Here is a 22,168-nt window from a genome sequence, read left to right as displayed (position 1 = left end):
AAGTGTTAAGACTCAAGGTTCATTTATTTTTACGCTGAAAAGTACTAATTACTCTTTCTTATTAATCTCTAATTTTTCAGCAAAGTAATCACAGAAATCTTTCATTGTTGCTGTCATTTTATCGTCTTTAGTAGCGCGTTGAAACGTATCGCTCATCGCCACCAATGTTTGATGAAAAAACACTTTCATCTCATCTACAGGCATATCTTTCGTCCATAAATCGATACGTAAAGACTCTTGAGCTTCACTATCCCATACAGATAACATTAATGCTTTTGCTTCTTCGTTATTAATTCCGCCATCTTTCGCTGTCCAGTGTAATTTTTCTGGAACACGATTCTCATCTAATTCAACGTTTAACGTAATTTCAGATTTTATATTTGTCATTATCTACTCGGTTTAAATTTTGCGTTATTAAAAATATCTTCGCTACTTTTATTTAATAGTTGATTAAAAGTAACCTCGTTGTTTTCCATATAAGACTTCACGATTTGCCAGCCTATATATTGCCCCAATTTATCGGGCGATTCATTGTCTATTTCTTCTAAATAAAATTTAGAGAATGGGGCCGAATTAATAAAGCGATTAGCCAATTTCGTATCGGTACTAAACAGCAATTCGCGATCTACAAAATAGCGCCAAATGTAAGCTTCATTTGCTTTTGCCCACTCTAATTGTTCTGTCGTATAGCCTATTTTCTGGGCATCGGTTTTAAAAGGTATCACGCGATCTTTAAAATAGAGTGCTTTTCCAGAATAAATCATATCATCGATAAGTCGTTTTCTCTCGTCGTGAAAAATAAATTTTTCGGCATATTTACCGGCCATATCCACCACAATTTGTTCGCGGTTAAAATCGGCTCTTAAATACTCTTGAATCCCTACATAAAAATAGTGTTCGCTTCCTAAATACGTGTCTAAAGAAATAAGTGTAATCGTATCGGTTACAATCACATTATTTCTATAATCTACATTAGAAGTGGTTGTAATTACACGAGGCGTTTTAAACTCTGTAAAATAATAGGTAAGATGCTTAAATAAATTCTTAATCTCTTCTTCTTCAGCCTTTAAATCTCTAAAAGCCTTTACCGTTTCTGTACTTAATTCTTGCTGAATAGTATCCTTTAATTGTTCTTGCCAAAAAGAATCGTCGAAAGTTTCGGGAAACATAAAAGGATATTTTGCTTTTAGTTCTGGTAAATTATTTTTAGAAGCTTCATTAAAAGCCACATCAAAACGATCGATCTTTAAATCAATTGTAATCTTATCTATTTCTTGTGCTTCTTTAGTATCATTATTACACGATAAAATCAGAAAAAAAACACAGAGAATGTATGGATATATTTTCATCGTAAAGTTAGACGCTGTTAATTTTTATTAATTAAGTGTTTCGTTTACTTTTGTGTTGCAAAGGTACTATTCTTTGTCATAAATTCTCTAATAATGCAAACAGAAAAAGTAGTCGATTATATCGTAAATTGGTTAAAAGAATATGCTAATAACGCAAAAGTTAACGGTTTTGTTGTCGGAATTTCTGGCGGAATAGATTCGGCTGTAACTTCTATACTTTGTGCAAAAACAGGATTAGATGTTTTATGTATTGAAATGCCTATTCACCAAGCCGAAAGTCACGTGTCTCGCGCTCAAGAACACATTTCTTTTCTAAAAGAAAACTACCCTAAGGTAAGTGATACACGAACCGATTTAACCCCAGTTTTTGAAGAATTTAAAACCGAAGTATCTCTTAAAGGAAACCAAGCCACTGTAAATATGGCATTGGCAAACACAAGAGCTCGTTTGCGAATGACCACCTTGTACTACCACGCGGGATTATTGGGCTTGCTCGTCGCCGGAACTGGAAATAAAATTGAAGATTTTGGCGTAGGTTTCTACACAAAATATGGTGATGGCGGCGTGGATTTAAGTCCGATTGCCGATTTAATGAAAAGCGAGGTGTACGCCATTGGAGACTTTTTAAAAGTACCAACATCCATTTTAAAAGCCGCGCCCAGCGATGGTTTATTTGGAGATGAGCGCAGTGATGAGGACCAAATAGGCGCTTCTTACCCAGAATTGGAATGGGCAATGACTCAGGACGAAAAGGGTAAATTAGCTTCTGATTTTTCGGGAAGACAACAAGACATTTTTTCTATTTATAAACGATTAAACACGGCTAATAAACATAAAATAAACGCAATACCCATTTGCCATATTCCTAATAATTATAAGTAATACTGGTTATTATTCAAAAAAAAAGTATCTTTACTATGCTATTAATCAAAGTACTGTATGATTATTATTAAATATCATACCTAAAAAACGCATATTATGGTCAAGCTATTGGTCGTTGATCAACACCCTGTTCTTAGAAAAGGATTGGAATTGATATTCGCTCCTTCCCGAGAGATAAAACTTATGGGATCGGTTGGAGATGGAGAAGCCATATTCGATTTTATAAAAAAAACAAAAGTAGATGTTATTTTAACCGAAATCGATCTACCAAAATTAAATGCACTTACCGCGCTGCGACGGTTAAGTAAGGAGTTCCCAGAAATTAAAGTTATTATTTTTAGTGCGCTTCCAGAGAGTGTGTACGCGTTAAGTTCGATAAAAGCGGGCGCCGATGGTTTTATACCAAAAACGCTAGATGTATTATCTCTTAAAGAAGCCATCATTAAGGTTAAAAATGGAGGACTTTATTTAAGTGAGTCCATTGCTAAGCGTTTATCGCAAGTATCCAAATCTAAGAACAACAATGCTTTTTATAAAAAATTATCGACGAGAGAAGTCGAAGTATTAAAGTTATTATCAATTGGAAAAAGAAATAAAGACATCGCCGAAGAATTGTCTATTAACGAAAAAACGGTAAGCACTTACCGCGCCCGCTTAATGAAAAAATTAAATGTTACTAATTTAATAGACTTAGTCACCCAAGCAAAAAACATAGGCTTATAACACGCGATTAAGCTTACGAGATAACAATATTTTTAATCCGTAGTAATCCTTTACCTCTTCCAAAACATTTCTATTTACTTCACTTTTATTTTGAAGTGTTTGGGTTTGGAACCCTTGTACTTTACGGTCTATTAAATGGCAGCGCAGACTTAAAATAGTTTCGCTTACTAGTTGTGCCACAGTATCTGACTTACTTTTAGGAAAAATATCTTTACGTTCCCAGTCCGATAGCGAGTGGCGCTCTTCTTCCATTAATATTGACGTAACATCTTGTGCCATATCATGATCGACAGCATTGATAAAGGTATCGACTTCAAAATTAGGATTTTGATTTAAAATTTCGATAATTTTAATATATAAGCTTTTAAATCGGTCGTTAGAAAATTCCATTTCATCCTCTTGCAAATCTAAAAAGATCTTTTCGAATACTTTAACTTGATGTTTTACCGGTTCTAATTCCAGATCCCCTTTCTCATTTTCTTTTAAAATAAGATCCTCAAAATCTTCCGTTCTATTACCGTATAATAAGAGCAACTCGATAATTTTACGCTCTAAAACATATTGAATATCTACTTTTTGAGGCGGCTCTTCATTTTTTATAACATCAAAAGCCCTAGGATCCTTATTGTAGTCTGGTGCGGCCTCTTTTGCATTTTTGTTATTTAGTTGTGCTAATGAACTAAACAAAACCTGTTCTCTAATATCCATTATACGCGCGCACTCCTGAATGTAAATTTCTTTCTTGATACGATCAGGAATTTTAGAGATACTATTCATTATATCTCTAATGGTCTCCGCTTTTTTTATAGGATCGTTCTTAGAGTCTTCATATAAAACCGAAGCTTTAAACTGAATAAAATCTTTAGCATTCTCGTCTAAATACGTTTTTAATTCGCCTAACGTATTTTGTCTGGCAAAACTATCTGGATCTTCTCCTACCGGAAATGTACAGACTCTTACGTTCATTCCTTGTTCCAGAATTAAATCTATACCACGCAACGACGCCCGCATTCCGGCGGCATCACCATCAAAAAGGACGGTTATATTTTTTGTTAGTCGGCTTATTAATCGTATTTGGTCGCTGGATAGCGCCGTTCCAGAAGAGGACACGACATTATGGATTCCTGTTTGATGAAACTGAATGACATCGGTATATCCTTCTACTAAATAGCAATTATCTTCTTTCGCTATACTTTGCTTCGCGTGGTAAATACCGTAAAGCACTTTGCTTTTGTAGTATAATTCACTTTCCGGAGAGTTTAAATATTTTGCAGCATTTTTATCATTTCCTAAAATACGACCCCCAAAACCCAAAACACGACCACTCATACTTTGTATAGGGAACATTACGCGCCCTTTAAAGCGATCAAACCGTTTCTCTCCTTTAACAATAGTTAAACCCGATTGTTCTAGAAACTCTAATTTATATCCTTTTTTTAAGGCGTTGTCTGTAAAGGCTTGCCATTCATCAATAGAATATCCTAAATCAAACTTTTTTATGGTTTCGTCTGTAAATCCACGCTCCTTAAAATAACTTAAACCAATTGCTTTACCTTGATCGGTTTTATGCAACGTCGTTTGAAAATAGTTACTCGCATATTCACTTACCAAATATAAACTTTCGCGTTTATCTTCCGCTTTTTTTTGATCGTCAGACTGCTCGGTTTCTTCAATATCAATACTATACTTTTTAGCTAAGTATTTAATGGCCTCCGGATACGTAAAATGCTCGTGCTCCATTAAAAAAGCCACTACATTTCCTCCTTTTCCACTAGAAAAATCTTTCCATATTTGCTTTACTGGCGACACCATAAAACTTGGTGAACGCTCGTCACTAAAAGGGCTCAAGCCTTTAAAGTTACTTCCAGATTTTTTTAATTGCACAAAATCACCAATAACTTCTTCAAGTCTGGCTGTTTCGTAAACTTGTTCTATGGAGGCTTTAGATATCAATAAAAAGAGGTTTTAGAATTACAAATTTAAGTATTTAATTTTGTTAAATCGCATTTAAATAGTCCGCATTACTTACTAACTTTCTTTAACTTTAATACCATAAAACCACGATTAATGACAACTAAAAAGAAAAGAAAACGATTCAAAAAAAGCGATATATAATTCCTGCGCTACTTATAGTTGCTATTATTGCTTTCAGAATATACCTGCCCACATTGGTTAAAAATTATGTGAATGAGGTGTTAGCAGACCTCCCTGGTTATTACGGTCACGTCGAAGATATAGATATTTCATTACTTCGCGGTGCCTATGTTATTAATGGGTTATACTTGAATAAAGTGACGGCGAAAACACAGGTTCCTTTTTTAAAATTTCCTAAAAATGATATATCAATTGAATGGCATTCTCTTTTTGATGGCAAAGTGGTCTCTGAGATTATAATGACTAGCCCCGAAATTATATATGTGTTAGAAGATCAGGAAACCGAAGGTGAAGAACCAAATGTCGACGATTGGACCAAGGCATTAACCGATTTAGTACCTATAAATATTAACCATTTCGAAATTCACGATGGTAAAATTGCATTTGTACAATTGCAAGCGAATCCAAATATAGATTTACAATTTAATACTTTAGAACTCATTGCCGACAATTTAAGAAACATGAAAGAAAAAGGCAGGGTCTTGCCGTCGCTTATTAGCGCCACAGCAGTCTCTATTGGCGAAGGCAAAGTCTCGCTAAACGGCAGTGCTAACCTCCTTAAAGAAATCCCAGATATCGATATTTCTTTCGCCTTAGAAGACGCCAATGTTACAGCCTTGAACGATTTGACTAGACATTACGCCGGTATAGATTTTAAAAGTGGAACTTTTGGACTCTATAGTGAAGTGGCAATTGCCGATGGTTATTTAAAAGGCTATATGAAACCTCTATTAACCAATTCTAAATTAATAAGTAAAGAAGATGGTTTCCTGGGTGTGCTTTGGGAAGGATTTGTTAGTTTTTTCAAGTTTGTACTAAAAAACCAGAGTACAGATACTTTAGCTACAAAAATACCAATTGAGGGGGATTTAAATACCGTAGATGTTGGCGTTTGGAAAACCATTGGAAACATTTTTGGTAACGCCTGGATTAAGGCTTTTAAAGGTGTCGTCGATGATGATATAGAATTTAAGGATGCCTTTAAAGACGCTAAAGAAAAGACCGATAAAAAAGCTGAAAGACAGAAAAAAAGGGACGTCCGTAAGGCCGCAAAAATAAGGAATTAATAAAAAATGACGACAAACAAAAAAGACGTCATAGCATTTAAATGACGTCTTTTCTATTGGCAACTATTCAAATTCAATCCAAATCTAAGCGTAAACCGAGAGAAATGTTATTTTGTTTCACCTCTTGATTTTTAAAGGTTTCTGATAGGTTGTATTTTATATACACGCTAAAATCGTCGTAACCAATATAACCACTTAGCCCATAAATAAAAGTATTTGTATTAAAATCGCGTTTCGTTTTGTGCTTAATAGCATCGCCATTTTCTTCATATTTTAATTTCTGAATCGTTCCTATATTTGCACCTGCAAAACCGCCAAGTCCAATTTTAAAGGTGTCATTATTTATGTAACGAATACGATCTTTCTTTTCTATTTTCTGTGAAGGTCCAAATTCAAAATGAACAGGAATTACCAAACTCGTGGTTCTAAATTTCGCTTTCTTAAGGTTATAACTAAAATCTTCTAACGTTGTTACCTTGTCATTATCTTCAAAATAGTTATTGTCTTTAATCTCGTATTTATTCCATTGTAAAGACAAGCCGTATTTAATTCTCGCAAAGTTGGTGTGTTTAAATAGTCGGGTGTTCCATAACCAACCCAATTCTACAAAGCCCGAGCCCCCTACTTTGTATGGCGAATCGCTAAAGTCTTGTCCTTCTATAATGGCATTATTTAAACCAATAGCGAACAAAAACTGATTTCCTGTGCGAATATCATATTTAATTGGTTTCGATTTGCCTTTAATTTTTAGCCCTTTTTCTCCTGCTCCTATGGTTACCGAAAACATATTTTTGGAATTTTCAAAAGAAATAGTATCGGTTTTATTTCGCTCGAAATATTCCATTCTGTTTTCGGTAATACGGATGCGGTTTTCAATATTTAAAGCGCGTTTAATGGCGGCGGCTTCTTTAAGGTCTTCCGCCTCTTTATATGAGATTTCTTTATGTAAAACACGCTCATTTACCGTTATGACTTCTATTCTTAAAGCGTCGCGTTCCTCGGCACGAATGCTTTCTTTTAAAGACTCTAAGCTATGTATTGCTTTATCTTTTTCAGGATTTTTAATGGTGTCTTGTGCGTACAATTGAAGTCCGCAACATAATAAAATCAGGACCGTTACGTGTTTAATAATAGTGTGCATAAGTGTTCGTTTTTTGATTGATTGATTGATTGATTGATTGATTGATTGATTGATTGATTGATTGATTGATTGTATTGATGAAAATGTATTGAGCTGTAACACCCTGTTATTCGTTGCGCTCGGCCACCACTCCTTTTACCGTGTAATAACTAGATTTTATTGTTTTAAGCATTTTATCTCTAAGCGTTTCTTCTAAGTCGTCCTCTACTTCGTTTAACAAACCGTTATAATCTAGAATTTTCGGTGTATAACTTTTTTGTTGCAGTGCTAATTTTTGCTGCGCTGCCGCAAGTAAATTCTCTGTTTCTTGAGGTGAGAACAGGCCGCTCTCTTTAGCAATTACAACATCACTTTCTAGTATTGAATGTTTTATCTCGACTACCGCAATAGTATTCTTAACTGTGTTTTTTTGAAGCGTTTCTGATCTTTCCTTTTGATTTTTAGTTGAATTATATTGTGCTGCATGTGACGTTTTTTTTGAATGTTCAGCGACGCGATTTCTCGCCGTTTCATTTTGCGCCGTTTTTTTAGCCTTTTCTTCTACCTCATTATGCTCAAGTTCTTTTTTTTTAATATGATTAGTATTTGCGTTATTTTCAGCGGTTTTACTTTCTGTAGACGTTTCAATAGTATCAACTATAATTTCAGTCTCTTCATTCTTAAAAATGAGCGTAACACACAATAAAACGCCAATAAAGGTCGCAGCGAAAGCCATTAAATAATACCGCTTTTTAGCGCTTTTTATACGCTGTTGATCTAATCGCTCATTGAGTCTTTCCCAACTCTGCTCAGAAGGCGCGATCGTTCTCTTTTCAATCGCCCCGCTTAATTTATTATCTATTTTATGTGGTGCCATAGCTCGTAATATTTAATGCTTTAATTTGACTTTGCAGTAGTTTTCGTGCTTTAAACAGTTGCGATTTCGAGGTGCCTTCAGTAATATTTAAAAGCTGCGCAATTTCATAATGTTTAAAACCTTCAATGGCGTATAGCCCAAAAACCATCTTATACCCTTGCGGCAAACCATCAATTAACTCTTGGATATGCTCGACATCTAAATCTGTACTGTAGGTGTATTCGGAATCATAAGCGCCCGCTATATCATCTACTAGAAACACTATCTTTTTTTTCTGTCTTAAATATGAAATACATTCGCGAACTATTATTCGTCGTATCCAACCTTCAAAACTGCCTTCATTTTTAAAACTTTTTAAATGCGTGAACACTTTAAAAAAACCATTCAGCATAACATCTTCGGCATAGTGACGGTCCTTAATATAGTATCTACAAAGACTCAACATTTTAGGTGCGTGCTGCGCATACAAAGCATTTTGTGCTTCCCTATTGTTTTTAATAGCGTGACGAATCAGCTTATTTTCATTTTTATAAAGTTGAATAACTTTCAAGTAGGAGGGTGTTAGTCGTTTCTATTTATAAAGACGCAGATGATTGACAAAAGGTTGCCTGAACATTCCATTATTTTTAATAAAAATAGTTGATAATAAGACTGACAGCGTATTGAAGTGTTATTTTTTTCGTTCGATTACGTAGTTCACCATAAGTTCTAGTGCTTCTTTGTATTCTGAATCTGGATAATTCTCAAGAATTTGAAGTGCTTCGGCTTGGAAGGCTTTCATTTTAGCCACAGCATAATCTAAACCGCCATTAGCTTTCACAAAATCGATAACCTCGTTAACACGTTTTTTATCTTTATTATGATTTTTAATCGAGTTGATTAGCCATTTTTTTTCTTTTTTAGTACACGTATTAAGCACATAAATAAGAGGCAGTGTCATTTTCTGTTCTTTAATATCAATCCCTACTGGCTTACCAATTGCTGTAGAACCATAATCGAACAAATCATCTTTTATCTGAAATGCCATCCCAATAAGCTCTCCAAATCTACGCATCGTTTCAACATCTGTAGACTCTGGTTTTACCGAAGCGGCACCCAAACTACAACACGCGGCGATTAAAGTCGCTGTTTTTTGGCGGATAATCTCGTAATAAATAGCCTCGGTGATGTCTAGCTTTCTTGCTTTTTCAATTTGAAGCAATTCACCTTCGCTCATTTCTCGAACAGCAACCGATATAATTTTAAGTAAATCGAAGTCATTATTATCAATAGACAATAATAAACCTTTAGATAACAAGAAATCTCCAATAAGCACGGCGATTTTATTTTTCCAAAGCGCGTTGACAGAGAAAAAACCACGGCGGTAATTACTCTCGTCTACCACATCATCGTGCACTAGAGTTGCTGTGTGAATAAGTTCTATTACCGAAGCACCACGGTAGGTACGGTCTTTAACCTCTCCTTTAGACACCATTTTAGCCACTAAAAACACAAACATAGGACGCATTTGCTTTCCTTTTCTGTTTACAATATAATGCGTAATTCTGTTTAACAAAGCCACTTTAGAAGACATCGCTAACCTAAATTTCTGCTCGAAAATATCCATTTCGAAGGCTATGGGTTGCTTTATTTTTTCGGTAATTTTCAACAGTATAAAGGTCTAGTTATAAGTATTTCAAAATTACAAAATAAAAGCTGAAGCCAAACCAATAGATCTCATAAAATAAAACAACTACTCGTCTGAAAAAAAATACGTTTTATCGATTACAAATTTAGTTTTGAAAATAAATTATGTATCTTAGTTAATTAATTAAAATAAATAAAAATCATGAAAAAAATTACTTTACTCTTTCTTTTTGCTTTTGTTCTATCTTTTGGAGCTAAAGCGCAACAAAACACAATATGGTCTGACGACTTTAACGATGAGGACATCTCTGATTGGACTTTAGTTGATGCAGATGGCGATGGTAACTTTTGGGGAGATTTATTCCAGGTAACTGACGATAGTACACCTCCTGTACCTGTAACACCAGTTTCTTTAATTTCTCGTTCTTGGCAAGGCTCACCTTTGACACCAGACAACTGGGCAACTACTAGTGCTATCGATTTAACTACTGCTGGAGGTGTTGTTACTCTAGAATATATTACGCAAGTTCCTGCAGCTTCATTTGATGAAGAATATTATTCTGTTTACGTTAGTACTACCAATGACATTAACTTAATTCCTACAGACCCAAATACAGTAGAATTATCTGAAACGTTAGGTGATGCTGGTAACACAGGAGCTCCAACTCCAAAATCTGTAGACATTTCTGCACTTTCTGGCGCGCCTGTTGTTTATGTAACATTTAGACATCATAATGTTACTGATATGGATTTTATTTCTATTGACGATGCAGTAATTAACGCAACTGTTTTATTAAGTGTTAATGAATTCGATTTAGAAAAAATGTCTCATTTCTATAATAAAAACACAAAAGAATTATCATTAGATTCAGCTAACGCTGCTTTCTCTTCTATTGAAGTTTACAATATTTTAGGACAGCAAGTAGTAAATAAAAAATTATCTAACAAAACAGAATCTATTAGCATGAGTAGCTTAACTGATGGTGTTTATTTAGTTAAAGTTTTTATTGGTAACACTTCTAAAACAATTAAAGTTTTAAAGCAGTAGAATAAAAACCTATATTATAAGTAAAGCCAGCACATTTAAATGTGCTGGCTTTTTTTTTAATAAAAAAAACAAACCACTAGAAATCAAAACATTAAATGTAAAACGTATTGTTTTTTTTATTATCTTAATTTGATAATTCTAAAAAATACATCATTATGAAAAAAATTACTTTACTTTTTATTTGTGCATTTGCTTTTAGCTTTATAAGCTATGCACAAAACGATTGTGCCTCTGCGCAAGCAGTAACCGCAGGTACAACTACTATTACGGCAATTGACGGAACAGCTCCCACACTCATTTGTGATGGAGAACCTGCAGCAACAGCCGGGGAATGGTTCGCTTTTACAGCAACTATAGACGGGGTTTTAAAGGTAACCTCAGACCTTCCTGCTAATTCAGGTGGAGACACAAACCTACATATTTATTCTGGGACTTGTGGAGCTTTAGTATGTATTGGAGGAAATGACGATGTTGATCTTGCAGGACAAAATTATCTATCAGAATTAACGTTTGAGATAACTACAGGTTCGGTTTACTATATTGTATTTGACGACAGATGGGAGGCTACTGGATTTGATTTCCAAGTAACAGAAACTGCCGTAAGCTGTAATTATAGTTTACCGTATGCAGAAACTTTTGATGATAATAATACGTTTATGGTGTGTTATGAAAAAGAAGATGTTGATGGTGATGGCATCTCTTGGATTTCTCAACAGGACTTAGACTTAGATGGAGACGGAACTCCAGAAACGTTTGCTACAAACGGTAACTCTGCTGCAGGCGCAACTAAAAACGATTGGTTAATTAGTCCGGCGTTTACTTTGGATGCTGGAACTCCTTACGAAGTTGTTAGCCGCTTTAACACTACAGGAGGCTCAGGAAGCTTAGAAGCGTTTATTATAGACGGACCAACTTATACAGCCAACCAAGTAGCAACTTTGTTCTCTAATGCTAACATTCCTGATGTTACAGCTTTTGCCGATTTAGAAACTCAAGCTTACGAAGAGATGCATCAATTTACACCTACTTCTACTGGAGACTATCACATAGCTTACCGTAGTTTTGGAGCTGGTGGAACCGGATTCCTTTTGCTTTTTGATTCTAATATCACATCTACACTGAGTGTCGATGAATTTGCTTCAGATGGGTTCTCTTATTTTTATGATAAAAACACAGATGTTTTAAAGTTGGAATCCACAATTCACTCTGGATTTACTGCTATTCAAATTCATAATATTCTAGGACAAGAAATAGTAAACCGACCACTCTCTAATAAAACAGAATACATTGACCTGTCTAGTTTTCAAGAGGGTGTGCTTCTAACTAAAGTATTTATTGACGGAAAAGTTAAAGTCTTAAAAATCATTAAGCATTAATTTCTTTACTTTTAAACCACAAAAAAAGCGATCAGTGTTACAATTGATCGCTTTTTTAATTTATAAAGAACATGTTAATTAACTCTTATTTGCTAATTGACCACAAGCCGCATCGATGTCCTTTCCGCGACTTCTGCGCACATTTACAACTATTCTATTTTTTTCTAAGTGATAAATATAATCTTCTATTGCTTGATTATCGGCTTGCTGAAATTGGCCATCATCAATAGGGTTATACTCTATAATATTAACTTTACAGGGTACATATTTACAAAACTGAACTAGTGCATCGATGTCTTTTTGACTGTCGTTAATATCTTTCCAAACTATATATTCGTAAGTAATTTTACGTTCGGTTTTAGCATACCAATATTCTAAGGCTTCTCTAAGATCGGCTAACGGAAAATGCGCATTAAACGGCATAATTTCTGTTCTTACCTCATCGATTGCAGAGTGCAAAGAGACGGCTAAATTAAACTTAACAGCATCGTCTGCCATTTTCTTAATTATTTTAGGCACTCCCGATGTAGACACGACAATGCGCTTAGGCGACATTCCTAAACCTTCTGGCGAGGTAATTTTATCGATTGCCTTAATAACATTGTTATAGTTCATTAAAGGCTCTCCCATTCCCATAAACACAATATTGCTTAACGGTCTATCAAAATACAGTCTACTCTCGTTGTCGATAGCAATGACCTGATCGTAAATTTCGTCTGGATTAAGATTTCGCATACGTTTTAAACGCGAAGTTGCACAAAATTTACAGTCTAAACTGCACCCTACTTGACTAGAAACACAAGCCGTTGTTCGGTTTTCGGTGGGTATTAAAACAGATTCTACAACTAAGTCATCGTGTAAGCGTACTGCATTTTTAACAGTCCCATCGCTACTTCTCTGCATCGTGTCCACTTTTATGTGATTAATCACAAAATTCTCAGCCAACATCTCACGGGTTTCTAAAGATACGTTGGTCATATCCTCAAAACTATGAGCACCTTTACCCCATAACCATTCGTAAACTTGGTTACCTCTAAAGGCTTTATCGCCTTGTTTTTCGAAGAATGCGCGAAGTTGTTCCTTCGTTAATGCGCGTATGTCTTTTTTTTGTTCTGCCATAAGTTTTGCAAAAATAGTGAATCGTTTTGCGCTAAACGATTTTTGATTATTTTTTATGATAGTTTTACGTATAAAAAAAGCCTCAACTGATAACAATTGAGGCTTTTAGTCTTTTATTTAGAAGTCATTAGATGATTAACATCGCATCTCCATAACTATAAAAATTGTATTTTTCTTTTACAGCTTCCTCATACGCTTTTTTTACAAAATCGTAACCTCCAAAAGCTGAAGCCATCATTAATAGCGTCGATTTTGGGGTGTGAAAATTTGTAATCATACAGTTGGCAATACTAAACTCGTAAGGAGGGAAAATAAATTTGTTAGTCCATCCGTTAATTTCATTTAATGTTGCACTAGAAGACACCGCACTTTCTACAGCACGCATTGCCGTGGTACCCACTGCACAAATACGTTTTCTTTCTTTTAAAGCTCTGTTTATTCTTTCTACCGTTTCAGGGCCAATAAATACTTCTTCACTGTCCATTTTATGTTTCGATAAATCCTCAACCTCTACAGGGTTAAAGGTACCTAAACCAACGTGTAAAGTTACTTCAGCAAAATCTACACCTTTAATTTCTAAGCGTTTTAATAAGTGTTTAGAAAAATGCAATCCAGCAGTTGGCGCTGCTACTGCACCTTCCGTTTTCGCGAAAATGGTTTGGTAGCGCTCTTCGTCTTGCGGCTCTACGTCTCTCTTTATATATTTAGGAAGTGGCGTTTCTCCTAATTCGTGTAATTTTTTTCTAAATTCTTCATACGATCCGTCGTACAGAAAACGTAATGTTCTACCTCTAGAGGTTGTATTATCTATAACCTCAGCGACTAAACTTTCGTCTTCCCCAAAATATAATTTATTTCCAATTCTTATTTTACGAGCTGGATCTACTAAAACATCCCAAAGGCGTTGTTCTTCGTTTAATTCTCTTAATAAAAACACTTCAATTCTAGCTCCCGTTTTCTCTTTGTTACCAAATAAACGTGCAGGAAATACTTTTGTATCATTAAGTATCATTACATCCTCTTCATCGAAATAATCTATGATGTCCTTAAACATCTTATGTTCTATGGTTTGCTCTTTTCGGTTTAAAACCATTAAACGCGATTCATCTCTGTTTTCAGAAGGGTATTCTGCTAATAGCTCTTCCGGTAATTCGAAGCCAAAATGTGATAATTTCATTTAGTTTGTTTTATATTATGATTACAAATATACAATCTCAAGATAGCCGTTGTCAAGTAAATGACTGATTATTATTTATTAAAATGAAAATCCAATGCGTTTTAGATCGTCCCAAAATGTAGGATACGATTTAGACACCACCGAAGCATCCTCAATTAGTATTGAAATTTTTAAAGCCAAAGGCGCGAAAGCCATAGCCATTCTATGATCGTTGTATGTTGCAATAGAAATACCCCCCGTAAGTTTTTCATTTTTAGACAAATGCAAACGTGAATCCGTCACATCAATTTTACCACCTAGTTTTTCAATTTCAACTTTAAGCGCCTCTAAACGGTCTGTTTCTTTGATTTTTAAGGTGTGTAATCCCAACAAATCACATTGCAGCCCTAAACCTAACGCCGTTATTGCAATTGTTTGCGCAATATCTGGAGCGTTTACTAAATTAAAAGCAATGACAGTATCTTTCTGTACCGCTCTTGTTTTTGTAAGATTTAATGTATGATCTTTAAACTCTGAAGTCACACCAAACTGGTCGTACAATTGTGCTAACACAGAATCGCCTTGCAAGCTTGTTTTTTTATAGGAGTTTAGCGTAATACGTGTCCCGATTTCACTCAACGCAACGATACTATAAAAATAAGACGCCGAAGACCAATCGGATTCTACTACAATAGTTTGTTTCTTTACAGTTCCTAAGTGCGGATATACCGTAATTATTTGATTTTCAAATTGCGTTTTAACACCTATTTGCTCTAATAGATGTAGCGTCATTTTTATATAAGGCACCGAAGTGATAGTTCCCTTTAAAGTTAATTCTAATCCGTTTTTTAATGTGGGCGCGATCAGTAATAATGCCGAAATATACTGACTGCTCACATTGGCTTGTAAGGCAACCTTATGATTAGGCAACGTTTTACCAGTAATACGTAACGGCGGAAATCCGTTTTCGGTTATATATTCAATATCCGCTCCCAAGTCGGTTAAAGCATTCACTAAAATGGCAATGGGACGCTCCGTCATCCGTTGCGAACCGGTTAGCGTTACTGTTCTTTCTTTTAGTGTTGAAAAATAGGCCGTAAGAAAACGCATTGCCGTCCCCGCGTGATGAATATCGATAACAGCATCTTTTGATGTTAGTGCGCTTAACATTACACTAGAATCGTCTGAATTGGATTGGTTTTCGATGTGCAATTCTGGATATAAAGCCTGCAGAAGCAATAAGCGATTGGTTTCGCTTTTAGAGCCCGTAATTTGAACCGCTAACGGTTCTTTTTTTAATTCAGATTTTTTAAGATGAATATCCATACTTTATTATGATAGCGTTTCAAACTTTTTTATTTTAAAAAAAAAAACAGAAGAGCAAACGGCTATTTTAATTTCTCGTTGTTATGATGACGATCGTGATCGCGTTCTGTTTTAATATCTAATTTCTTATCGAAAGCGTCTTGTAAATTAATACCGGTTTGGTTTGCTAAACACAAAACGACAAACATAACATCGGCTAGTTCTTCGCCTAAATCTTTGTTTTTATCACTTTCTTTTTCGCTTTGTTCGCCGTAGCGTCTGGCTATTATTCGCGCCACTTCCCCTACCTCTTCGGTAAGTTGTGCCATATTGGTTAATTCATTAAAGTAACGAACGCCGTGGTTTTTAATCCAATTATCGACTTCTAATTGTGCATTTTTAATATCCATAATACATATTTTGTTTTAGCCCTGATGGAGGCTTTGTTGAAGCTCTCCCTATAGCGATAGCTATTGGGAAGCGACTGCCGAGAGCAGGTTCTAGCTCCTAATTATTAGTATAAAATGCTAAAAATCTAGTCTTTATTTTTTGTGTCTATAAGTATGGTGACTGGGCCGTCGTTGATTAATCCCACTTTCATATCGGCACCAAATTCGCCCGTTTGGACTGGTTTATTAATAACGTTTTCCATTTGTTTTATGAAATTTTCGTACAACGGAATAGCGATTTCTGGTCGTGCCGCTTTAATATAACTGGGACGATTTCCTTTTTTTGTACTAGCATGAAGCGTAAACTGACTCACAACAATTACCTCGCCATCGATTGCCAATAAGGAGTGATTCATTACGTCGTTCTGGTCTTCAAAAATACGCAGATTTGCTATTTTTATCGCCAGCCATTCACTATCGGTGTGATCATCGCTAGCTTCGATACCCAACAATATTAAGAGCCCCGTTTTAATGGCTGCCACCTGCGAATTATTGATGGTTACACTGGCTTCTGACACTTTCTGAATTACTGCTCTCATTCTATTCTATCCGCACTTTACACACGGTTTACTTTTACTGGTCTTTTTCCCAAATATCTGTTCTGTAATTTTGATCGTCGCCCTCAATCATTTGCACATAACTGGCATAACGAGAAGCGGCTATTTCATCGCGATCTAAGGCGGCTTTAACCGCACATTTTGGTTCTTCAATATGCAGGCAGTTATTAAATTTACAGTCTTGTTTTAAGGCAAAAAACTCAGGAAAATAGTCACCTATTTCCTCTTTTTCCATATCTACAATTCCGAAGCCTTTAATACCTGGCGTGTCTATAATTTTGGCTCCAAAACTAAGGTCGAACATTTCGGCAAATGTCGTGGTATGTTGCCCTTGGCTGTGTTGTGTTGAAATGGCTTTTGTTTTTAAATCTAAATTAGGCTCGATAGCATTAACTAAAGTCGATTTACCAACACCGGAATGCCCAGTAAACATACTCACTTTGTCTTTCATTAAGCTTTTTACTTGATCGATATTTTTTCCTGTTTTAGCAGAAATACCAATACATTCATACCCAATTTTACGATAGATATGCGCCAAATACTTCACTTCCATAAAGGTCTCTTCATCGTAAGTATCTACCTTATTAAACAGAATTACTGTTTTTATAGAATACGCTTCGGCAGTCACCAAAAAACGATCTATAAAACTGGTAAATGTCGGCGGATTATCGATAGTTACCAATAAAAACACCTGATCGATATTAGAAGCAATAATATGGGTTTGCTTAGATAAATTCACCGATTTGCGCACAATATAATTGTAACGGTCGTGAATAATAGAAATAACGCCAGTTTCCTGGTCGCTTTTTGTATCGAGCTCAAAATCTACATAATCGCCAACAGCAATGGGATTAGTACTTTTTATGCCTTGTAACCGAAATTTTCCTTTTATTCGGCATTCGTAAGTAACACCGAGTTCGTTTTTTACGGTGTACCAACTTCCTGTAGATTTATATACGAGTCCTGTCATTATTACAAAGATGAAAATTATTGTGCTGTTTTACAACAAAAGGTTGTAGTTATAAGGTTTTTTTGTTTTAACCCTTTATAACTTTTTCTTGATGGTTAATCGATTCTTGGTGAATGGCTTTAAATAGCTTTAAAATAAATTCTTCACTCAACCCTTTATCTTCTCCTTGAAGCACCATTTTCCCTAAAATCTCATTCCATCGCTTGCTTTGTAAAACAGCAACATTTTTTGATTTTTTAAGAACGCCAATACCATCTGCGACTTGCATACGCTTGGCGAGCAAATCGATAATTTGATTATCTACCACATCAATTTTAGCACGGAGGTTACTTAAATCGTGATTAAATTTAGCTTCTGGATCGCTTTCTTTTCTAATCTTCAAATCTATCATCATTTGTACTAAAGCTTTGGGTGTGATTTGCTGTGCGGCATCACTCCAAGCATTATCCGGGTCGTAATGTGTTTCGACCATTAAGCCATCGAAATTTAAATCTAAAGCCGTTTGGCAAACATCGAAAACCATATCGCGATTTCCTGTAATATGCGACGGATCGTTTATTAAAGGTAAATCGGGAAATCTATTCTGAAATTCGATCGCCAATTGCCATTCTGGAATGTTTCTATATTTTGTTTTTTCGTAAGTTGAAAACCCACGGTGAATAGCACCTAAGTTTTTTATTCCGGCATTGTGCAATCGCTCAATACCACCTAACCAAAGCGCTAAATCGGGATTTACTGGATTTTTTACTAATACAATTTTATCTGTTCCTGCTAAAGCATCGGCGAGTTCTTGCATGATAAAAGGGCTCACCGTAGAGCGCGCACCAATCCATAATAAATCGACATCGTGCTCGACAGCCAATTTTACGTGGGCCGCATTAGCGACTTCGGTACAGGTTTTCATTCCGGTTTCTGCTTTTACTTTCTGCAACCATTGTAATCCTAACGCACCAACCCCTTCAAACATTCCTGGGCGTGTTCGCGGTTTCCAGATTCCAGCTCTAAAATAACTCACATCTGTATTTTTAAGTTCGTGAGCAATTTTTAACACCTGCTCTTCGGTTTCTGCACTACATGGTCCCGCGATTACTAAAGGATGATCTAAGTTTAAATCGTCTAACCAGGTTCTCATTTCTTTTTTATTCTTCATATCCTTTTCTTTTATTCTTAAGCCTTACTGTATACCGCTTAAAATAGTTTTAATGTAATTCGTCTTGTCCATTTCCTTATAAATGCCGTCGAAATCGTCATTCTCTAATAGCGATTTAAAACGGGATAAATTACTTATATAGTCGTGTAATGTGTCTATAACATTATCTTTATTCTGTTTAAAAATAGGCGTCCACATTGCTGGAGAACTTTTTGCCAATCGTACTGTACTCTCGAAACCACTGCCTGCCATATCAAAAATATCGCGTTCGTTTTTCTCCTTTTCAATGACTGTTTTCCCTAACATAAAAGCACTTATATGCGATAAATGAGACATATAAGCAATGTGCTTGTCGTGCGATTCGGGATGCATATAACGCACGCGCATTCCTATAGTCGCAAATAAATTTAAAGCTTTCTCTTGAAGAGTAGCCGCTGTTTTTTCGATTTCGCAAATAATAGTTGTTTTTTGATGAAACAAATTAGGCACAGCCGCTTTTGGTCCCGAAAATTCGGTGCCCGCAATAGGGTGTATCGCTAGAAAATTTCTTCGCTTAGAATGTGATGCGACTATTTTACAAATACTTGATTTTGTGGAACCAACATCAACAATTAATCCGAAGTCCGAAATACGATCCAATAACATCGGTAAGAGCATAACAGCAGTATCTACCGGTGTTGCCAAAATGACTAAATCGGCCTTTTCAATAGCTTCTATCGATGCTTTTTTATCTATAATACCACGTTCTAAGGCTTCATTAATATGGTGTGCGTTATTATCGATACCATAAATAATAATATCAGGACGCTGCTTTTTAATGTCTATCGCTAGGCTGCCGCCAATTAACCCTACTCCAATAATATAAACGGTCTGTATCATAATCGCTGAATTGCAGTTTGAATATCTTCTAACGGCGCACAAAGAGACAGCCGAATGTAGCCATCACCCTGACTTCCGAAAATAAACCCGGGAGCAATAAAAACATCTTTCTTTATTAATAACTCATTGATAAATGACTCCGAATCTAATCCTTCTGGTAATTTCGCCCAAACGAAAAGACCTGATGCTTTTTTATTAAAGGTACAGCCTAAACGTTCTGCCAACTCCCAAACGGCTTCACGACGTTTTTCATATTCGGTATTTAGAGTCGCGAACCAGTCGTCTTGAACTTCTAACGCTTTAATCGCACCTTTTTGAATACCGTAAAACATTCCAGAATCCATATTGCTTTTTACGTTTAAAATGGCGTTGATATGCTCTTCCGCGCCTAAAACCATACCGACACGCCAACCTGCTAAATTAAAAGTCTTACTTAGAGAATTCAATTCCAAGCACACGTTTTTTGCACCGTCTACCGCCAATAAGCTTAAAGGTTCATCGTTCAATATTAAACTATAAGGATTATCGTTAACCAGCAAAATATTGTGCTTTTTAGCAAAAGCTACTAACGCTTTTAATTGCTGTTTCGAGGCTCTCGCGCCCGTTGGCATATTGGGGTAATTCACCCACATTAATTTTACTTTCGATAAATCTCTTTCCTCAAGCGCTTCTAGATCTGGGAACCAATTATTAGCAGCCTCAAGTTCATAAAAAACAGCTTCAGCTTCTACTAGTTTAGTTACACTAAAATAAGTTGGGTAGCCAGGATTTGGAATTAACACCGCATCTCCTTTATTTAAAAACGCCAAAGAAATATGTAAAACCCCCTCTTTACTCCCCATTAATGGTAGGACTTCAGTTTCAGGGTTTACAGACACCTTAAAATGATTGTGATAAAAATCGCGTATCCCGTTACGCAATTCTGGCAATCCTTGATAGCTTTGATATGTGTTTGCCGTTTTATCGTATAAACTACTTACCAATGCCGAAACCACTTCTTTTGGCGGTTCTAAATCGGGACTACCAATACCTAAATTTATAATCGGTTTTCCGCTAGCTTGTAACGCTATCACCTCTTTTAATTTAGTCGAGAAGTAGTATTCTTCAATCGTATTTAATCTGTTTGCTACCTCCATTATTTTTTTGCGTTTTTGTAAGCACCAAGCACTTTTATGTGCGTTGTCATTAGTTCTAAAATTGTATTTGCTTTTTCAAAGTCTTTATATTCTGCGAAGGTAACATCGACAAAAAAGGCGTATTTCCAAGGAGTTTCAATTATGGGTAGAGATTGTATTTTAGTCACGTTTAATTTACAATCACTCAGCACATTTAATACCGTTGCCAAACTGCCGCGTTTGTGTTCTAGTTCGAATTTAATCGATGCTTTATTAATACTCTCTTTGTTAATTTCTTCGGAATATCGTTGCACAATAACAAAGCGTGTTTCGTTATGTTTTATGGTTTGAATACTTCTATTTAAAATGTTTAAGCTAAAAGTTTCTGCTGCCAAATCGCTAGCAATGGCAGCTATTCCGATGCTTTTATTTACTTGAATATGTTTTGCAACATCAGCAGTATCTTTGGCTTCTACTAATTTAATATGCGGATAGTCTTTAAAAAACACAGCACACTGTAATAGTGCCATAGGGTGCGAATGCACTTCCATTATATCGGAAATACTTTGATTTGGCAACGCCATTAAATGGTGCTGAACATCTAAATAATACTCTCCCACCACTTGCAAATTATTAGCATCAATTAATGCGTAATTAGGAATAATAGAACCCGCAATAGAGTTTTCTATCGCCATTACTATAACATCGGCCTGCTCATTTAGTAACGCAGAAACAGTATCTTGAAACGATGGGCATTCAATAACGTCTACCTCATTTTTAAAATACTGCTGTGATACAATATGATGAAACGATCCTTTTATTCCTTGTATGGCTACAGTTTTGTGCATTATAAATTAATATTTAGTTCAGTTTTGAGCAAAAAAAAGTCCCGATAAAGATCGAGACTAGTGTATAACTATTATGAGGTTTCAAAATTACATATAGCGCGTCTCGTTCTTTAGGTTAAAGAAGTAATACCAGCTAAAATATGTGTTTTGTGTTGTTTTCATTTTTAATTCGTGCTATTACATAGCCTCTAATTAGTTGTCAAAAGTATATAATAAATTAGTACTGTCCTAATTATTATGAAACCCTCTCAACTAAAAAAACAACTAAACCACTAATAAACAATATCTTACACTAAAAATAAAATAAAACTATTTTACTAATCTCTATAAATAATATGAAAAATCATAATGCAACACCACTTGAAACTTGAAGTTTTAAAGATTTTAAACGAATCGCC

The 22,168-nt window shown here is 35.4% G+C and carries 22 protein-coding genes; 5 read left to right on the top strand and 17 right to left on the bottom strand.

Annotation, left to right across the window (positions count from 1 at the left end):
• Positions 1-48 precede the first annotated feature (48 nt).
• Together gldC and gldB are read right to left on the bottom strand one after the other, a co-directional pair.
• Positions 49-387: a gliding motility protein GldC gene (gene gldC / locus ES677_RS08640; protein ID WP_148368336.1), complete on the bottom strand. Its 339-nt coding sequence runs from the start codon at positions 385-387 to the stop codon at positions 49-51.
• A complete protein-coding gene (gene gldB, locus ES677_RS08635) occupies positions 387-1,349 on the bottom strand; it encodes a gliding motility lipoprotein GldB (protein ID WP_148381021.1) in 963 nt (320 codons plus the stop codon). Before gldB ends, gldC begins: the two co-directional genes overlap by 1 nt.
• Before the next feature lie 93 nt (positions 1,350-1,442).
• Here gldB and nadE point away from each other — a divergent pair, with 93 nt between their 5' ends.
• Both nadE and ES677_RS08625 read left to right on the top strand, forming a co-directional pair.
• The gene (gene nadE, locus ES677_RS08630) at positions 1,443-2,231 is read left to right on the top strand and encodes an NAD(+) synthase (RefSeq protein ID WP_148381020.1); all 789 of its coding nucleotides are present in this window, start codon (positions 1,443-1,445) and stop codon (positions 2,229-2,231) included.
• Between the two features lie 96 nt (positions 2,232-2,327).
• The gene (locus tag ES677_RS08625) at positions 2,328-2,954 is read left to right on the top strand and encodes a LuxR C-terminal-related transcriptional regulator (RefSeq protein WP_148368339.1); all 627 of its coding nucleotides are present in this window, start codon (positions 2,328-2,330) and stop codon (positions 2,952-2,954) included.
• On the opposite strand, the gene dnaG is transcribed toward ES677_RS08625, so the two are convergent.
• Positions 2,949-4,907 carry a DNA primase gene (dnaG, locus tag ES677_RS08620; RefSeq protein ID WP_148381019.1) on the bottom strand — a complete coding sequence of 653 codons (1,959 nt, stop codon included), beginning with the start codon at positions 4,905-4,907 and terminating at the stop codon, positions 2,949-2,951. The two genes, ES677_RS08625 and dnaG, sit on opposite strands and share 6 nt — an antisense overlap.
• 215 nt (positions 4,908-5,122) lie before the next feature.
• Here dnaG and ES677_RS08615 point away from each other — a divergent pair, with 215 nt between their 5' ends.
• Positions 5,123-6,175 (top strand): DUF748 domain-containing protein, encoded by a 1,053-nt coding sequence (locus ES677_RS08615; RefSeq protein WP_317130609.1) that lies wholly within the window; start codon positions 5,123-5,125, stop codon positions 6,173-6,175.
• Positions 6,176-6,248: 73 nt separating this feature from the next.
• On the opposite strand, the gene ES677_RS08610 is transcribed toward ES677_RS08615, so the two are convergent.
• The 4 genes from ES677_RS08610 to ES677_RS08590 form a co-directional block, all read right to left on the bottom strand.
• Positions 6,249-7,316, bottom strand: a complete 1,068-nt coding sequence (locus tag ES677_RS08610; RefSeq protein ID WP_148381017.1) for a hypothetical protein — start codon at positions 7,314-7,316, stop codon at positions 6,249-6,251.
• 106 nt (positions 7,317-7,422) lie between these two features.
• Positions 7,423-8,172 carry a hypothetical protein gene (locus ES677_RS08600; RefSeq protein WP_148368343.1) on the bottom strand — a complete coding sequence of 250 codons (750 nt, stop codon included), beginning with the start codon at positions 8,170-8,172 and terminating at the stop codon, positions 7,423-7,425.
• A complete protein-coding gene (locus tag ES677_RS08595; RefSeq protein WP_148368344.1) occupies positions 8,159-8,722 on the bottom strand; it encodes an RNA polymerase sigma factor in 564 nt (187 codons plus the stop codon). Before ES677_RS08595 ends, ES677_RS08600 begins: the two co-directional genes overlap by 14 nt.
• 120 nt (positions 8,723-8,842) lie before the next feature.
• Entirely contained in the window at positions 8,843-9,820 is a 978-nt protein-coding gene (locus tag ES677_RS08590; protein WP_148368540.1) for a polyprenyl synthetase family protein, read from the bottom strand.
• 180 nt (positions 9,821-10,000) lie between these two features.
• On the opposite strand from ES677_RS08590, the gene ES677_RS08585 reads away from it, so the two are divergent.
• Together ES677_RS08585 and ES677_RS08580 are read left to right on the top strand one after the other, a co-directional pair.
• Positions 10,001-10,846, top strand: a complete 846-nt coding sequence (locus tag ES677_RS08585) for a T9SS type A sorting domain-containing protein (RefSeq protein WP_148381016.1) — start codon at positions 10,001-10,003, stop codon at positions 10,844-10,846.
• A 155-nt stretch (positions 10,847-11,001) separates the two neighbouring features.
• A complete protein-coding gene (locus ES677_RS08580) occupies positions 11,002-12,222 on the top strand; it encodes a T9SS type A sorting domain-containing protein (RefSeq protein WP_148368346.1) in 1,221 nt (406 codons plus the stop codon).
• Between the two features lie 78 nt (positions 12,223-12,300).
• On the opposite strand, the gene rlmN is transcribed toward ES677_RS08580, so the two are convergent.
• The 10 genes from rlmN to ES677_RS08530 form a co-directional block, all read right to left on the bottom strand.
• On the bottom strand, positions 12,301-13,341 hold the full coding sequence (gene rlmN / locus ES677_RS08575) for a 23S rRNA (adenine(2503)-C(2))-methyltransferase RlmN (RefSeq protein WP_148381015.1): 1,041 nt from the start codon (positions 13,339-13,341) through the stop codon (positions 12,301-12,303).
• 127 nt (positions 13,342-13,468) lie between these two features.
• Positions 13,469-14,518 (bottom strand): tRNA preQ1(34) S-adenosylmethionine ribosyltransferase-isomerase QueA, encoded by a 1,050-nt coding sequence (queA, locus tag ES677_RS08570; RefSeq protein ID WP_148368348.1) that lies wholly within the window; start codon positions 14,516-14,518, stop codon positions 13,469-13,471.
• Positions 14,519-14,596: 78 nt separating this feature from the next.
• Positions 14,597-15,823 (bottom strand): 3-phosphoshikimate 1-carboxyvinyltransferase, encoded by a 1,227-nt coding sequence (locus ES677_RS08565; RefSeq protein WP_148381014.1) that lies wholly within the window; start codon positions 15,821-15,823, stop codon positions 14,597-14,599.
• 62 nt (positions 15,824-15,885) lie between these two features.
• Positions 15,886-16,212: a nucleotide pyrophosphohydrolase gene (locus ES677_RS08560; RefSeq protein WP_148368350.1), complete on the bottom strand. Its 327-nt coding sequence runs from the start codon at positions 16,210-16,212 to the stop codon at positions 15,886-15,888.
• Between the two features lie 125 nt (positions 16,213-16,337).
• Positions 16,338-16,790 carry a D-aminoacyl-tRNA deacylase gene (gene dtd, locus ES677_RS08555; RefSeq protein WP_148381013.1) on the bottom strand — a complete coding sequence of 151 codons (453 nt, stop codon included), beginning with the start codon at positions 16,788-16,790 and terminating at the stop codon, positions 16,338-16,340.
• Between the two features lie 34 nt (positions 16,791-16,824).
• Positions 16,825-17,778 (bottom strand): ribosome small subunit-dependent GTPase A, encoded by a 954-nt coding sequence (rsgA, locus tag ES677_RS08550; protein ID WP_148368352.1) that lies wholly within the window; start codon positions 17,776-17,778, stop codon positions 16,825-16,827.
• Positions 17,779-17,845: 67 nt separating this feature from the next.
• Positions 17,846-18,928 carry a bifunctional 3-deoxy-7-phosphoheptulonate synthase/chorismate mutase type II gene (locus ES677_RS08545; protein ID WP_148368353.1) on the bottom strand — a complete coding sequence of 361 codons (1,083 nt, stop codon included), beginning with the start codon at positions 18,926-18,928 and terminating at the stop codon, positions 17,846-17,848.
• A 24-nt stretch (positions 18,929-18,952) separates the two neighbouring features.
• Entirely contained in the window at positions 18,953-19,807 is an 855-nt protein-coding gene (locus ES677_RS08540; RefSeq protein WP_394349294.1) for a prephenate dehydrogenase, read from the bottom strand.
• Entirely contained in the window at positions 19,804-20,943 is a 1,140-nt protein-coding gene (locus ES677_RS08535; RefSeq protein WP_148381012.1) for a pyridoxal phosphate-dependent aminotransferase, read from the bottom strand. The genes ES677_RS08540 and ES677_RS08535 overlap by 4 nt, the downstream gene beginning before the upstream one ends.
• Positions 20,943-21,770, bottom strand: a complete 828-nt coding sequence (locus ES677_RS08530; protein WP_148381011.1) for a prephenate dehydratase — start codon at positions 21,768-21,770, stop codon at positions 20,943-20,945. The genes ES677_RS08535 and ES677_RS08530 overlap by 1 nt, the downstream gene beginning before the upstream one ends.
• Between the last annotated feature and the right edge of the window lie 398 nt (positions 21,771-22,168).

It is taken from the genome of Bizionia gelidisalsuginis, assembly GCF_008086185.1.
GTDB lineage: Bacteria > Bacteroidota > Bacteroidia > Flavobacteriales > Flavobacteriaceae > Bizionia > Bizionia saleffrena.
Note: the sequence above shows the minus strand (reverse complement) of the source record. Positions and strands in the feature narration are given on the sequence as shown.